Annotated in this window: 14 protein-coding genes and 4 tRNA genes; 5 read left to right on the top strand and 13 right to left on the bottom strand. The window is 38.4% G+C overall.

Translation table 11 applies throughout. From position 1 onward, the window contains the following. Window positions 1–20: 20 nt before the first annotated feature. The 5 genes from ACT6XC_RS01825 to ACT6XC_RS01805 form a co-directional block, all read right to left on the bottom strand. Window positions 21–959, bottom strand: coding sequence for a hypothetical protein (locus ACT6XC_RS01825; RefSeq protein ID WP_078929733.1), 939 nt, complete (start codon window positions 957–959; stop codon window positions 21–23). A 339-nt stretch (window positions 960–1,298) separates the two neighbouring features. Then, a tRNA-Leu gene (locus ACT6XC_RS01820) sits at window positions 1,299–1,378 on the bottom strand. A 58-nt stretch (window positions 1,379–1,436) separates the two neighbouring features. Beyond that, window positions 1,437–1,509: transfer RNA gene (locus ACT6XC_RS01815), tRNA-Lys, on the bottom strand. Window positions 1,510–1,537: 28 nt separating this feature from the next. Further along, window positions 1,538–1,611, bottom strand: a tRNA-Arg gene (locus tag ACT6XC_RS01810). Between the two features lie 49 nt (window positions 1,612–1,660). Next, a tRNA-His gene (locus tag ACT6XC_RS01805) sits at window positions 1,661–1,732 on the bottom strand. A 318-nt stretch (window positions 1,733–2,050) separates the two neighbouring features. Between ACT6XC_RS01805 and ACT6XC_RS01800 the strand changes: the two genes are divergently transcribed. The 5 genes from ACT6XC_RS01800 (at window position 2,051) to csrA (ending at window position 6,484) form a co-directional block, all read left to right on the top strand. Then, a complete protein-coding gene (locus ACT6XC_RS01800; RefSeq protein WP_443740596.1) occupies window positions 2,051–2,491 on the top strand; it encodes a hypothetical protein in 441 nt (146 codons plus the stop codon). Window positions 2,492–2,512: 21 nt separating this feature from the next. Beyond that, window positions 2,513–4,381, top strand: a complete 1,869-nt coding sequence (flgK, locus tag ACT6XC_RS01795; RefSeq protein WP_443740595.1) for a flagellar hook-associated protein FlgK — start codon at window positions 2,513–2,515, stop codon at window positions 4,379–4,381. A 124-nt stretch (window positions 4,382–4,505) separates the two neighbouring features. Continuing rightward, entirely contained in the window at window positions 4,506–5,750 is a 1,245-nt protein-coding gene (locus ACT6XC_RS01790) for a flagellar hook-associated protein 3 (protein ID WP_443737189.1), read from the top strand. Window positions 5,751–5,813: 63 nt separating this feature from the next. Further along, on the top strand, window positions 5,814–6,257 hold the full coding sequence (gene fliW, locus ACT6XC_RS01785) for a flagellar assembly protein FliW (RefSeq protein ID WP_443737188.1): 444 nt from the start codon (window positions 5,814–5,816) through the stop codon (window positions 6,255–6,257). Then, a complete protein-coding gene (gene csrA, locus ACT6XC_RS01780; protein WP_078929738.1) occupies window positions 6,257–6,484 on the top strand; it encodes a carbon storage regulator CsrA in 228 nt (75 codons plus the stop codon). The genes fliW and csrA overlap by 1 nt, the downstream gene beginning before the upstream one ends. A gap of 50 nt (window positions 6,485–6,534) precedes the next feature. On the opposite strand, the gene tsaB is transcribed toward csrA, so the two are convergent. From tsaB to ACT6XC_RS01740, 8 genes are all read right to left on the bottom strand, one after another. Further along, window positions 6,535–7,209 (bottom strand): tRNA (adenosine(37)-N6)-threonylcarbamoyltransferase complex dimerization subunit type 1 TsaB, encoded by a 675-nt coding sequence (tsaB, locus tag ACT6XC_RS01775; protein ID WP_443740594.1) that lies wholly within the window; start codon window positions 7,207–7,209, stop codon window positions 6,535–6,537. 12 nt (window positions 7,210–7,221) lie between these two features. Further along, complete coding sequence (gene tsaE / locus ACT6XC_RS01770; RefSeq protein WP_443737186.1) at window positions 7,222–7,659, bottom strand: tRNA (adenosine(37)-N6)-threonylcarbamoyltransferase complex ATPase subunit type 1 TsaE; 438 nt, start codon at window positions 7,657–7,659, stop codon at window positions 7,222–7,224. Beyond that, window positions 7,656–7,925 carry a hypothetical protein gene (locus ACT6XC_RS01765; RefSeq protein ID WP_443737185.1) on the bottom strand — a complete coding sequence of 90 codons (270 nt, stop codon included), beginning with the start codon at window positions 7,923–7,925 and terminating at the stop codon, window positions 7,656–7,658. The genes tsaE and ACT6XC_RS01765 overlap by 4 nt, the downstream gene beginning before the upstream one ends. A gap of 81 nt (window positions 7,926–8,006) precedes the next feature. Beyond that, entirely contained in the window at window positions 8,007–9,077 is a 1,071-nt protein-coding gene (locus ACT6XC_RS01760) for a PilZ domain-containing protein (protein WP_443740593.1), read from the bottom strand. Then, window positions 9,078–9,665, bottom strand: a complete 588-nt coding sequence (locus tag ACT6XC_RS01755) for a hypothetical protein (protein ID WP_443740592.1) — start codon at window positions 9,663–9,665, stop codon at window positions 9,078–9,080. A 58-nt stretch (window positions 9,666–9,723) separates the two neighbouring features. Continuing rightward, the gene (gene fliD, locus ACT6XC_RS01750; protein WP_443740591.1) at window positions 9,724–11,799 is read right to left on the bottom strand and encodes a flagellar filament capping protein FliD; all 2,076 of its coding nucleotides are present in this window, start codon (window positions 11,797–11,799) and stop codon (window positions 9,724–9,726) included. Between the two features lie 39 nt (window positions 11,800–11,838). Then, window positions 11,839–12,213 (bottom strand): flagellar protein FlaG, encoded by a 375-nt coding sequence (locus ACT6XC_RS01745; RefSeq protein ID WP_288517177.1) that lies wholly within the window; start codon window positions 12,211–12,213, stop codon window positions 11,839–11,841. Between the two features lie 114 nt (window positions 12,214–12,327). Beyond that, entirely contained in the window at window positions 12,328–13,182 is an 855-nt protein-coding gene (locus tag ACT6XC_RS01740) for a flagellin N-terminal helical domain-containing protein (RefSeq protein WP_078930129.1), read from the bottom strand. Between the last annotated feature and the right edge of the window lie 333 nt (window positions 13,183–13,515).

Below are 13,515 nucleotides of genomic sequence, written 5' to 3'. Positions count from 1 at the left end.
AAAAAATATTCCAAAACTTATTATTTTATATACAAGTCGTAGACATTTCTGTCTAAAATCTTGATTTTTAGTAAAAGGTCACTAACTTCGCTTCCAGTCTGGTTTTTCTGAATGTAGTGATCGACTAACCAGAAATACATGTAAATCAATTTTGGTTTTAATTGGTTTACATTGTTGGCAGGATTTTTAATTTCGTTTTCTGTTTCATAAATATCCTGCTTTAATTTTAAAACCTCTACGCTCCGAAGCTCACGCTTTATATTAAAAACTCCATAAAGAACCGCATAAACTGGAATCCAGTATTGAAGTTCTGATCCGCTATATCCGTGGTCGTCTTTTATTTTCTGAACAAGACATTTTATAAGTTCTGAATCCAGCATGCTTATATCGATTTTTTTTGCATCGATAAAAAATGCTTCCCGAAAAAGAACTTTTGACTCGTTTTCCAATCCACACAGTGCACAACAGTCTGCCATTTCGGCAATTATCTGCGCCGAACCAGGAAGAAACTTATTTGCTTCCATAAGGTTAGAACGCGCAATGTCGTACTTTCCGAGCTTTTTGTTGCAGATTCCAATTTTTAAAAGTAAATCTGCTTTTTGAGCTGGAAGCCTTGTACTTTCTTGCGAAACAGAACTAAAACTGTCCAATGCAAGCGAAAATATTCCTGTCTGAACTGAAAAAATTGTTCTTGCAAAAATTTCTTTTTTTTTGCCGAACGCTTCCTCAAAAGTTTTCCATTGAAAGAGAAGGCTTTCTCCGCGTTCGTAAAAGTCGAATTTTGCCAGTTTTTTTATAAAATCAATCCAATAAGAACAGCACCAGACTGCAAAATCAATCTCTTTGTTGTCGAGGTTGAATTCCAGAATATCCGCAAGAAGTTTTTTTGCCTCTGCCGGCTCTCCTTGAGAAAGCATTTTGTAAGCCTGTTTTAATCCTTCTTCAGATTGAATACTCATAACGACTATATTAAATTTATAGCAAAATGGGGGTGTTAGTCAATAAATCATAAAAAAAAGTAAAAATGGGGCATAATTTATACTTTACTTGAATAAATAAGTCAATGGTTTTTTCTGTTAATTTTTTTTAATTTAGTTACACGTAAAAATAACAGAAAATTTTTAAGAAAAAAACACTGAATTTTAAATATTAGTTATGATTTTTGGACGGCGAAACATTATACAGTCTGCTTTTTTCTGTTTTTTTTTGAGAAAAATTAAGAATAAAGTTTAAAATTAGAAAAATAAGATGACGAGCTTAAGAAAAAATTGTGTTTGTTATGGGAAAAAAAAGAAGTTTGCGAGAGAAGGGACTTGAACCCTTACGCCGAAGCACTAGATCCTAAGTCTAGCGTGTATGCCAATTTCACCACTCTCGCAGATTACGGCAAGGACAGAAGTCGCAATTCCGATTTTTTATTTCGTAAAACCGAAATATGAGCGACCGGGGGCTCGAACCCCGGACCCACAGATTAAGAGTCTGTTGCTCTACCAACTGAGCTAGTCGCCCGAAAAATTTATCAGTTTTTATACAGATATGCGTCTGACACGGCTCGAACGTGCAACCTACGGATTCGAAGTCCGTTGCTCTATCCAGTTGAGCTACAAACGCGTTGTATTTAACCAGCGAGCTTCAACACATAAAAATGCATTTGAATGTGGGTGCCTAGTGGGGTTCGAACCCACGACAGCCAGATCCACAATCTGGAACTCTACCGCTGAGCTATAGGCACCGTGTAACTGATGAGAATAATCTTATCAAAAAACGAAGATTAGTGTCAAGATGAAACCTTGTGATTTTTTGATTTTTCCAAAAAATTGAATAAAAAACTGTTAAAAACTGAGAAAATTGTTTTTTTACGGAAAAATTTACGCCGGGGTGGAGTTGCGCGAAGCGTTCGCAGACTGAAAGTCTGCGAATGAGCGTTTAGCGGAACAACGGAACACCGGAGGAGACAAAAAAAATTCGTCCAAAATAAAAAAAAAGGTTCTAATAAGAAAATAAATTAAAGGCGGGCTTTTGTTTTTCCGAAAATAAATTGAGGAAATTTATGGAACAGGCTTTAAAAATGCAGCTTTTGGAAATTTTGAAAAAACAGTCTTCTTTACTGGATGAAATTCTTGTTGCTCAGAAAAATGTTCACGAATGCGTTGTAAAGAGAGTTTGGCTCGAACTTGAAAACGCTCTACAAAAAATGCGCGGCTTGAGCGATGAATTTGCGGAACTTGACGGATACCGCGAAAAACTTTCTTCGAAAGTTAATTTTAATTCGGAGACGGAAATTGCCAGGCTTGTCCGCGAAGTGAAGGCTAAGCTTTTAAAGTCGAAAATCGAAAACAAAATTTTGAATGAATATATCTTTAATACACGAAAATTTTTGAAGGGAATTTTTGAAGAGGTTTTGCCTGAGCGCAGAAATACTGTTTATTCGCACTATGGAAAAATCGTAAAGCCAGAACTTCACAATGTTGTAATAGATCAGATTGTTTAGGCTGGGACGGAGGAAAAAACTATGGCTAACGCTTTTGCAGGAATTGAACTTGGAAAAAGAAGCATAATGGCTCATTCGCAGCAGATTCAGACTGCTGGTCATAATATTTCAAACGCTGATACTGAAGGTTACAGCAGGCAGCGTGTTCAGGTTAAAACTTTTGATCCTCTTTACAGACCTGACCTTACTCGCGCAGAAACTCCGGGACAGATTGGTCAGGGAACTACGATTGAAAGCATAACCCGCCTCAGGGACGAAATGCTTGACCAAAGAATTGTTGCGCAGTCGAACAACGAATCTTACTGGGCTACGCGCGAACAGTATTACACTATGATTGAGCAGGTTTACAATGAACCGAACGATATTTCTGTCCGCACAAATATGGATAAATTCTGGCAGTCATGGCAGGAACTTTCTGTTTATCCAGAAAGCAAGGCTGCTCGTCAAGCTGTAGTTACTCGTGCTGACAGTTTAACTCAGTCTATTTCTGGTCGCTATAATTCTCTGTCTGGAATCGGAACTCTTTTGAACGGTGATATTGAAGCTACTGTAAAACAGGTAAATGATTATGCAAAACAGATTGCTGATTTGAATGGCGAAATTGTGCGTTCTAAGGCGATGGGCGATAATCCGAACGATCTTATGGACAGAAGGGATTTGCTTGTTGAAAAGCTTTCTGGCCTTGTGGAAATAACGAGTGACAGACGCGATAGCGACGAATTTATGGTTCATGTTGGCGGACAGGTTTTGGTTCAGGGAAGTATTGCCCGCGGTTTTGATCTTGTTGCCCAGACTGACAACAATGGTTATGACAAGGTTGTTTGGAAAGACACTTCTCTTAATGCTGACATAAAATCTGGAAAACTTGGCGCTTTGATTGAACTGCGTGACAGCGACATAAGAAACGAAATTCAGTCATTGAATACTATGGCTATAAATTTTGCTGATTTGGTAAACGATGTTCATCGCGCTGGAATCGGTGCAAACAATGAGACAGGACTTGATTTTTTTGTTCAGCATCCTTTTGTTACAGATACCAAGGGAAATTATGACCGCAACGGTGACGGTGAAGTTGATACGTCTTATATTTTCCGCTTTTCTGGCAAAAATGCTTTAAATCCTCAGGAAAAAGTCGGGCTTGATGGTGTTATGACTTTGTCAGGCCATTCTGGAAATATTACTGTTGCGTATTTTGCAAATGACACTGTCGAAGCTGTAATTGCAAGGATAAATGATTCTCAGGGCGAGGTTAAGGCTTATCTTGACCGAGAGAATAAGCTCGTTTTAAAAGCGAGCGCTTCTGAATCAATGGAAAATCCGGACTTTGTGCTTCGCCATGTCGAAGACTCAGGTCTTTTTCTTGCTGGTTATTCTGGTATTTTGAACGGAAGTGGTGCAGAAAACGCTTATGATTTTGCTCGCGCCGATGCAGTTGATTCTCTGGCTGGAGAATATTCTGTTGCTCCTGTTATGAATCCTAGCGGATATATTGCCGTTAGTGAAAAAATAAAAAACGACCCGAATTCAGTGGCGACAGGTTTTCCTAACGGACAGGGACGGTCTTCGATTGGAGATGCCCGTGCTGCCGTAGAAATTGCTTCAATCCGCAATACTGACGTGATGATTGGAACGAGTCGCACTTTTGACGATTACTTTGCGGAAACTGTCACAAATGCCGGCCTTAAAGGCGAACAGGCGGAAAATATGCTTTTGAGCCAGAATGCGATTATGAACGATTTAAGAAATTTCAGGGATTCTATCAGTGGTGTAAATATCGATGAAGAGCTTGCCGACATCATAAAATTTCAGCATGGATACAACGCTGCTGCAAAATATGTTTCTGTAATCGACCAGATGCTTGATACGATAATCAATCGTCTTGGCGTTTAGTTTTTTACGTTTAGCGAGATAATGTATTAGGAGGTAAGATAAAAACAGCCGAAAATGGCGTCTGTTTTTATATTTACAAAAAACTGAAGTTTTAATCTTGACTTTTTATGGGAGAAATAAGGCTATGAGAAGAATCAGCAGTCAGATGAATAACAACAACACTCAGAACAATCTTCGCATTCAGGAACGTCGTTTAAATAAAATAAACAATCAGATTGGAAGCCAGCAGAAAATTCAGTCTTTGCGCGACGATCCTGTTGCTGCTGGCCATCTTGTAAAATATCAGTCTTATCTTAACCGCGTAAACAATTTTGAAAAAAATGGACAGACTTTAAGCGACCAGTTTGTGTATCGCGAAGGTTATATGCAAAATTCTCTTGATATTATGCAGCGTGTGCGTGAACTGGCTGTTACTGGAGCAAACGGAATTTATAATCAGGACGATTTGCGGAATATGGCTGTTGAAGTTGATGAGCTTTTACAGGAGCTTGTTCAAAATGCGAATGCCACTGGTCCTGACGGAAATTCAATTTTTGCAGGCACAAACACAAATGCGCCTGCCTTTGAAGTTGATTTAGGTCATGTTGATGGTGCGGTTCAGCCTTTGATTTCTTCTGTTCGCTATAACGGAACGATTGATAAGAATAAAGTTGAAGTTGATGAAAATAAATATGTTACTGTGGATAATGTTGGTTCAAAGACATTTTGGGCGGAACCTCAGCGCCTGTTCAGCGGGCGAGACCTTTCTTCATGGCAGGCAAAGGAAAGTGGCGTAATAAATGTTGATGGTCAAAAAATTCAGATGGAAAGCGGAGATACTGTATATTCTCTTGTTGCAAAAATCAACAGTTCTGGAGCTGCTGTAAAGGCTGCTGTCGATCCTGTTACAAGCGGCTTGAACCTTACGACGACGGATTCTCATCAATTGTGGCTGGAAGATGTTTCGGGAACAGTTTTGAATGATCTCGGAATAATTAAAGATTCAAGTCAAAAGCCTCCTTATAATATGGCAGATAATGTCCGCGTTTCTGGAGGTTCTCTTTTTGACAGTGTAATTTTACTCAGAAATTCCCTTTTGAAAGGCGATGGGGATACAATCGGAACCCGCGTTCTTGCCAGCATTGACTCGGGAATAAATAATCTTACTACCCGCGTTGCAAAGTCTGGAAGTGAATACGAAAGGCTTCAAAACGACATTGTGCGGAATTCTGCGACAGCTCTGAACGTAACTTCTCAAATTTCGAGGGAAGGCGATCTTGACATAACACAGGCCATTACCGATCAGAAAATGCTTGAATATACTCAGCAGGCAACTTTAAGCAATGCTGGAAAAATGTACAGTTCTTCTCTTTTAAACTACATGAAGTAAAGTTTTAGTTTTGAGATAAAAATTGGATAGAATAAAAAATAATTGGGAGGAAACTTTTTAACAATGGAAGTAAAAACAAAAACAATGGGAACTGTCAATGTTGATGAAAGTCAAATCGTCAGTTTTCCAAACGGTCTTTATGGTTTTGAAGAATATCATAAATACGCGATTATAGAGGCGGAATACAAACCTTTTTATTGGCTTCAGTCGCTCGATGAACAGAACCTTGCCTTTATAATCGTTGATCCGTTTTTGATTGTAAATGATTATGAACTTGATATTGACGACAGAACTCTCTGTGAAATCGGCATTGATTCACCAGGTGATGTGATTTTGTTCGCAATAATTACAGTTCCTTCAGATGGAAGTGCCGTGACTGCAAATCTTCAGGGACCGATTGTTATAAACCGCAAAAATCGGACAGCTCTTCAGGTTATACTTTCTGATTCAAAATGGACCACAAAGCATAATATCATCAAAACTTTAAACGATAAGGAAAAAAAGTAATGCTGATATTATCAAGAAAAGTAGATGAAAAAATAAAAATTGGCGACAATATTACAATTACTTTGATTGAAGTCCGCGGAGATCAGGTTAAAATCGGGGTTGAAGCGCCAAAAAATGTAAAGGTTTTCCGTCAGGAAGTTTTTAATGCAATTCAGACAGAAAACAGGGAAGCTGCCGCAAATTCGCAGACTCTCGAAGCTCTTTCAAAATTCTTAGGCGGAAAATAATTTTTTTGAAAAAATATTCCCACTTTAAAAATAAACAATCGGCTTAAAAACTACTTGTTTTCCAAGGCGATTTCTGCTTCGCTTTTGCGCAGATATTCTGGCCCTTCAAAATCCTTGAGGGGCTCTTTTTTTTCTTTAATCATTTTTTCGGCAATATTGAAAAGATTTATGCAGGTGTTTATTTGCGCGTCAAAATGAATAACGTCCAGAGACGGGCTGTTTTGTTTGAGTTCTTCTGCGAAGAGTTTTGCATCTGGTCCAACGCAAAGAATTTTTTTTGTTTTGTCGATTGCGGAAATTACTTTTTCTATCGTCGTGTCTTCCGGCTCAAGAATTATCTTTTTGTTTTCGTAAATTCCTGCAAAAAACTGGTCTTTTTTTGCATCGACTGTCGAAATTACAAGTCCTTCAAAATTTTCAAATGGCGAAGCATAACATTCGAGTGTAGAAACCCCATAGACAGGCTTGTTAAATGCCAGTTCGATTGATTTTAAAGCTGCGAATGCAAGCCTCAAACCTGTAAAAGTTCCTGGTCCTTTGCATAAAACCGTGTAATCGAGTTCTTCTGGTTTTAAATCGACTTTTTTTAAGACAAAATCAATGGCAGGCAAGAGTTCCTGGCTTTGTTTTGGTCCTATATCCAATGCCAGTGAAGTCGTAATATCATCATTTTTTGCGCTGACTGTCATGCAACCAGACGCACTATCTATTGCTAAAGCTTTCATTTTTTTTCCTCATTAAAAGTCACCGTAAGGCCAGTTTTCGAGCGTAATTTTTCTTCGGCAGCCGTCGGCGCTTTTTTGCGGTTCAAGTCGAATTATTATTGTTTTTTTTGGAAGCGAATCCATGATTTTTTCTGACCATTCGATTATGCTCACGCCGTTTCCGTAAATCAATTCTTCTGCGCCAAGATTTATAAAATCGTCAGTTCCGTTAAGGCGGTAAACGTCCATGTGGTAAAGAGGAATTTTTCCTTCGTATTCGCTTATGAGGCAGAATGTCGGGCTTGTAATCGTATCTTCAACTCCGAGAGCGAGTGCAATTCCCTTTGTGATTGTCGTTTTTCCTGCCGCAAGAGTTCCCTGCATTGCAAGAATATCGCCTTTTTTTAATTTTGAACCTATTTTTTTTCCAAATTCAATTGTCTGCTCTGCTGAATCTGTATAAAAAGTCATATTGGTAATAATCCTTCGCTGTCCATTGAAAGAATTTTTTCTTTTATCGATTTTGTCACAGGCAAAACTGGATAATCAAAATTTGTGCCGTACGGATAATTTAACGTGATTGTTTTTCGTCCGAACGGATCAACTTCTATTGTAAAAGAAATCTCTACATCTTCCTGCTTTGAGAGAAAATCGATTTTTGCAATTGCTGTATAATTTCGGCGGTAATAAATCAAATTATCTTCAACGCCAATAGAACTGATTTCTAAAACTTTCATGTTTTTATAGAATAATCCAATCTAATTTTACCGTCAATAACAGTATTGTTATTAAAAAATCTTATGAATTTTTTTTGCATTTTAAAATGTTTCATAACCGCAAGCAAGAGCATTTATTCTGTTTACGATATTTTTTTCGATTTTTACAAATTTTATGTGAAGAATATATTCGTTATTTTTTGTTTTTGTGGTTCGGATTATAAAGCCGATTGCACTGTCTTTTGTTTTTCCGTCAAGAGGCGCTGTTACTTTTAAATATTGCTCTGCCTTGATGGCAAGTTTTGTTGTTATCCTGCATCCTCCAGCAGAAATGTCTAAAAGTTGACCTTCGTGTATTTTTTCGCTTGCCTTATATTCTGTTTTGTCGCCTTCAATTTCTGTTTTTACAGAAGAAAATGTGCAATCCTGAAAAAGGTCAATTCGCGGAAAAGCGCGTTTTGTTCTGGAAAAAATTTTATCGCTGTGGGTGCAGACAAGAAGGTCTGTGTCTCTTTTTCCTTTTTGATAGCGCACAACCCGAACTTCTATTTCGTAGGGCATAGAATCTTTGTACACAAAAATCAATTTTATTTTTGAAAGAATTGCTGGTCTGTCCTGGGCAGGTAAATCTTCTGGAAGTTGAAAATGAAGTTCTGACTGATTTGAATCGACAAGGACTGTCAAAAAGTGAATTCCCTGAGAAGGAGTGTAATTAAAACTTGTTCCGATGGGAATTACGTGAGAAGTTTTTATAACGGTGGAAGATTCAAACGTTTTTACAAGTTTTGCCCTGAGCGAAAAGAGAACTGATTTTGCATTTTCGTCTTTTGTATTTTTCAATGAATTGAATTCAGTTTTTAAGTATGAATTAAATGTATTTGTTTTGTTGAGAATGTAATTTATATTTGGAAGCGGATGTTCTGTGCAGAGTTTAGAGAAAAGTTCTTTTTCGTCAGTTGAAAGTTTTGCGCGTTTTGAAATTTCATTTATACTTTTTTTAGAAGTAGGGCTGTTTTTGCTTTTTTCTGCGTATGAATCGGAAATTTTATATTTTTCAAGAATTTTTGAGATGCCCCAAAGAATTACAAGTATTGTTGCAACAATAAGAACAATGAGCAGAACTGAAAGAACATTTATGGAAAGCCTTGCTGCAATCGGTGAGCCAGAATTCATTTATGCCTCCAGAGCGTCTGCTAGGCTGTCGAGTCGCGGGCTGATTTCGTATTCTGCCAAATCGCCCAAAAGAACTGTGTCTTTTGATTCAATAGCCTGTTCAAAGTCCTTTAGAACTGGAGACAAATCTGCGAAAAATTCAACAAAAGTTTTGTCTTCGATTTTTATTTTTCCAAATTTCTGAGGAAACAAGGCGGAAAGACTTGCTGTGTGGCAAATGCTGTCGATTAAATCGGCAAGCGAAGTGATTATTGAATTTGCTTCTTTGTCTTTTCCTGCCTGAAATTTTACAGGAAGTTGTTTTAATTCTTCTGAAAGTTTGCGGCAGCTTTCTTTTTCTTCGTTGAAAGAATTTTCGATTGCTTGCTGGCTTATAATTTCAAGTTCAATTTTTGTGTCCGGACACAATGGCTTTTCAGCAGTTTTGTCAAAATCTTCTGCTCTGATATTTTTTCCGTCAACGATAATGCTTACTGTCGTTGCATTTGATTTCGCGCATTCTTCTTCAAAACTTTTGAGGACATCACCAATTGTTTTTTCGTCTTCGAGCTCAACATCAATTTTCGTGCCGTTTACATAAAATTCCATAAAATATTCCTGTTCCTGTAAGTTGTAAAAACTCAAATTTTAACTTAGTTATATTTTACTATTGTTTTCCATTATTTGCAAAGTTTGAGATTGTGTTTGACTGCGAGTTCAGACTGTTCAATGTTCCTTCCATCTGTCCGTATTTCGACCTCAATTGCGCTTCTTTGCTGTCTATCTGACGTTCAAGGGTTGCAATTTTTGTTTCTGACGATTGAATTCTTGTTTTGAGGGTTGCATTTTTATTTGCGATTATTCCTCCGCTTTGAACCCAGGAGCCGAGCTGCCTGTCGAGTTGATATGCAATTCCCGTATCAACGATTAAATCGCCGTCAGAATCGTATCCAAAAATATTTTTTATTTGATCGAGGTCGTTTTCCAGAGCCTTGTCCAGTTGTTTTTCGTTTATTTCAAGGTAACCGCGGAGCTGGCTTGCCGAATATCCTCCTGAAGAACCTGTTGCCCTTGTTGAAATTCCAAGTTGATTGAGCATTGTGATTGTCGCATTTTCTGACCAGCGGTAACTTCCCGAGACTATTGATTGCAATGAACTTTTTCCAGAACGCAGAGAACTGTCTCCAAAAAACATTCCGAGTCTTTTTTGCGCGTTTTCCTGTTCATCGCTTGAAAGATAGTCTAATTCAGAAATAATTTCAGGTTTGTTTTCGCTCAAAATGTTCATTTCTGCTAAAACCTGATTGTAAGTTCCTACAAATTGAATTAGCGCGTCTTTTGCAGATTCTTTGTCTGGTTTTATGTCGATTGTTGCAGTTTTTTCAGTTGAATTAAATACATTCAGCGTTACATGAGGAATTACGTCGTCTATTTTGTTTGTCGGACGGTTTACAGTAATTCCTTCGTATTTGATTATTGCATCTCCTGCTGTTGAAACTGGATGCACGGCTTCGTACCCTAAATCTTTTTTAGAGTCATAAACTGAAAATTTTGAAACCGCAGCCGCTTCTCCCGTATTTCTGTTTCGTATAACAATGCTCTGAATCTTCGGATAATTTTTTAAATCAACCTGAACTGTTTTTTCGCCAGTTTCTTCGTCAACAGCAAGGCTTGCGGTCTTAATCTGAGTTTCCTTTCCGTCGGCAGTGCGTGCATAAAAATCTGTTTCGCCGGTAATTGGCGTAAGCAGGGTAGGAGGCACTGGCGGAAGTTCAACTTGTGTCTTGTCGTTAAAAACAGTCACGTCTTCGTAAGTGACTTTGCCTGCATCTTGAAGTTCCGGTCGGGTAGTTCGGATAAGGTTCAATTCGTCTGTTATATCCTGGGTTTCGAAGGTTGAATACGTGAATTCAATTCTATTGTTCGGGTTTTCAAGAATTTCGTCATTAAGCTGAATTTCAAGCCCGGAGCGCGGAGGAAGAATGTAGCGGTTTTCTTCAGAATCCCATTCAACTTCTTTGCTTGTAATTTCTGGCATTCCTGACTGTTCTACCGCAGGAAGGGGAAATTCGTCTTGAGGCGAATAAAAATCTTCCAAAGCCGTTCCTATTTCCTGAAAGTCAGCCTTTGTTTTTGCAATGATTCCGTGTTTTAGTGCGAATGAAAGTGCATCATCCTTAAAAACTAAAGTATTTTCGTCACCAGTTTTTAATGACTCAAGTAAAAGCGACTGTTTGTTGTTTGAAACTCCGACAATGCTTGCTTTTATTGTGTTTGCTCCGCGTTTGTTGAGAGAATTTACAAATTCCGAAACTTTTCCGCCTTTCCAGTTAAAAGAAATCGTTTTGTCTGCGACTTGAAAACTGTATTTTCCTTTTGGAATTGAAAAATCTTTGTCTAGTTCTTCCGAAAGAAACCTGTCTGCTGTAGCTGGTTTTACAACGTCAATTTTAATTTGGCCGTATGCAGCTTCTCGTCCAGGAGTTGCTGTGATAGCGTTTTCGTCAGTCGAAGTTGAAATTTTATTGTTGAAAGGATTATCAAATGAGTAAAGAGTTTTTGTATTTGTGCGAAGAGCCGTCATTTTCTGGCTCATTCCGTTCCAGGCTTTTTGCTGTTCTTTGTACCTGTCGAGCGACTCCTGCTCCCTTGTAAGCGGAAGCCGCTCCTTTTTTATCAATGCTTCAATAAAATCGTTAGTCTTATATTTGTCACTGACTCCAGGTATTGATATATCAGCCATGTTGTAATCCCGTAAATTATGTTAATGCAAGAAAATGAATTAAATCATTTCGTCAAACAATACTCCGATTGCTTTCCGTATTCTTACTTTTAACTTTTGAATGTCTTCGGAAGGAATTTGTTTTATGATTTTATCGGTTTTTGAGTCAACGACGGTTACAACGACTTGATTTAGTTCCTTGTTTACCGAAAATTGAACTTTTCTACCCGAAACAACATCCGATAGTTTTTGTAATTGACGGACATCTTCCTGTAATTGGGCATTTTTGTCGGAAATATTTTGAACCACTTGTGCAGCATCTGCCATAGGCATCTTTACTTCCGGTCTTTGCGGAGTTTTAGATGCAGAAGCATTTGCGGAGTTTGCTGATATGCGGCCATCCATTGCCGGCTGCCCTATTGAACTTATTGTCATGGGGCTTTCCTCCTGAAAAATGAAAGAAGAAGGAGGGCGCACCCCTTCTTCTTTACGCTTTTATTCTAAAAAAGATAACATCCAGGAATCTCTTAAATAATAAAAGCGATTTTGCTATCTGAGCAATGCAAGTACGTTCTGTGACTGGCTGTTTGCCTGTGCGAGCATCGCTGTACCAGCCTGTGAAAGAATCTGGTTTTTTGTATACTCAACCATTTCAGAAGCCATGTCTGTATCACGGATGCGAGATTCAGCAGCCTGAAGGTTTTCAGCAGCTACGCCAATACCGTTAGAAGCCATTTCAAAGCGGTTCTGGTATGCACCGAGATCTGCACGCTGTTTTGAAACTGTCAAAAGCGCGTTGTCGATTGATGCGATAGCCATGTTAGCCTTGTCTGGTGAATCAATTCCAATTTGTTCATCAGATCCCTGAGCTCCTTTAAGTCCAAGAGCTTCGGCTGTCATAGTGCCGATGTATACACGAGCGTTCTGGTCAACATTTGCACCGATCTGGAACTGCATAACGCGTCCTGATACTGAATCTGAAGCGAATGCACCTGTAAGAGTATTCATTCCGTTGAACTGAGCCTGAGAAGCGATACGATCTACTTCTGCAACGAGCTGAGAAACTTCAACCTGAATCTGCATACGGTCTTCATCGCTGTAGATGCCGTTTGATGACTGAACTGCGAGTTCACGAATTCTCTGAAGAATGTCTGTAGTTTCCTGCAAATATCCTTCTGTAGACTGAATAAAAGAAACTCCATTCTGAATGTTTCTGTTAGCCTGATTCAATCCACGAATCTGACTGCGCATCTTTTCAGATACTGCAAGTCCTGAAGCGTCATCGCCAGCTTTGTTAATGCGCTGACCTGAACTGAGTTTTTCGATGTTTGCCTGCAACTGTTCGTTAGAAACTCCCAATGTGCGATTTGAGTACATCGAACTCATATTGTGATTAATAACCATAATTTGTGCCCTCCATGCAAAAAAAACATACGACTTCATGCCGTAAGTCCTGCCATCGTGTGGTTTACAGTCGGTTTTGCGCCCCCTTCTGTAATTTTAGTCCATCAGCAGGAACTGTTATTCGTATTCTGAATAAAAATACTAATAACCGTCCATGCTGTCACAATGTCATGGAAAGCTGTTTTCAAAGATCAGTGGCATCCTAAAAAAATGCCCAATTTTTCAGAAAAAACTGCAATAAAATTACAGTTTTTAACTCTGTCAAACTCTATGAATAAGATTATAGCAAAAAAATCTGTTAAATCAAATTCTAAAGTTAGATTTTTAGTGTTT

This window comes from Treponema berlinense, assembly GCF_052273165.1.
GTDB classification, from domain to species: domain Bacteria; phylum Spirochaetota; class Spirochaetia; order Treponematales; family Treponemataceae; genus Treponema_D; species Treponema_D berlinense_A.
The sequence above is the reverse complement of the archived record's forward strand: the minus strand, read 5'-3'. Positions and strand labels throughout refer to the sequence as shown.

Bases quoted from the DNA above. Each gene is read 5' to 3' on its own strand.
- csrA (WP_078929738.1), top strand. From the start codon at position 6,257: ATGCTGATATTATCAAGAAAAGTAGATGAAAAAATAAAAATTGGCGAC.
- ACT6XC_RS01825 (WP_078929733.1), bottom strand. From the start codon at position 959: ATGAGTATTCAATCTGAAGAAGGATTAAAACAGGCTTACAAAATGCTT.
- ACT6XC_RS01740 (WP_078930129.1), bottom strand. From the start codon at position 13,182: ATGGTTATTAATCACAATATGAGTTCGATGTACTCAAATCGCACATTG.
- ACT6XC_RS01745 (WP_288517177.1), bottom strand. From the start codon at position 12,213: ATGACAATAAGTTCAATAGGGCAGCCGGCAATGGATGGCCGCATATCA.
- ACT6XC_RS01790 (WP_443737189.1), top strand. From the start codon at position 4,506: ATGAGAAGAATCAGCAGTCAGATGAATAACAACAACACTCAGAACAAT.
- flgK (WP_443740595.1), top strand. From the start codon at position 2,513: ATGGCTAACGCTTTTGCAGGAATTGAACTTGGAAAAAGAAGCATAATG.
- ACT6XC_RS01760 (WP_443740593.1), bottom strand. From the start codon at position 9,077: ATGAATTCTGGCTCACCGATTGCAGCAAGGCTTTCCATAAATGTTCTT.
- ACT6XC_RS01800 (WP_443740596.1), top strand. From the start codon at position 2,051: ATGGAACAGGCTTTAAAAATGCAGCTTTTGGAAATTTTGAAAAAACAG.
- ACT6XC_RS01755 (WP_443740592.1), bottom strand. From the start codon at position 9,665: ATGGAATTTTATGTAAACGGCACGAAAATTGATGTTGAGCTCGAAGAC.
- fliW (WP_443737188.1), top strand. From the start codon at position 5,814: ATGGAAGTAAAAACAAAAACAATGGGAACTGTCAATGTTGATGAAAGT.
- tsaE (WP_443737186.1), bottom strand. From the start codon at position 7,659: ATGACTTTTTATACAGATTCAGCAGAGCAGACAATTGAATTTGGAAAA.
- ACT6XC_RS01765 (WP_443737185.1), bottom strand. From the start codon at position 7,925: ATGAAAGTTTTAGAAATCAGTTCTATTGGCGTTGAAGATAATTTGATT.
- fliD (WP_443740591.1), bottom strand. From the start codon at position 11,799: ATGGCTGATATATCAATACCTGGAGTCAGTGACAAATATAAGACTAAC.
- tsaB (WP_443740594.1), bottom strand. From the start codon at position 7,209: ATGAAAGCTTTAGCAATAGATAGTGCGTCTGGTTGCATGACAGTCAGC.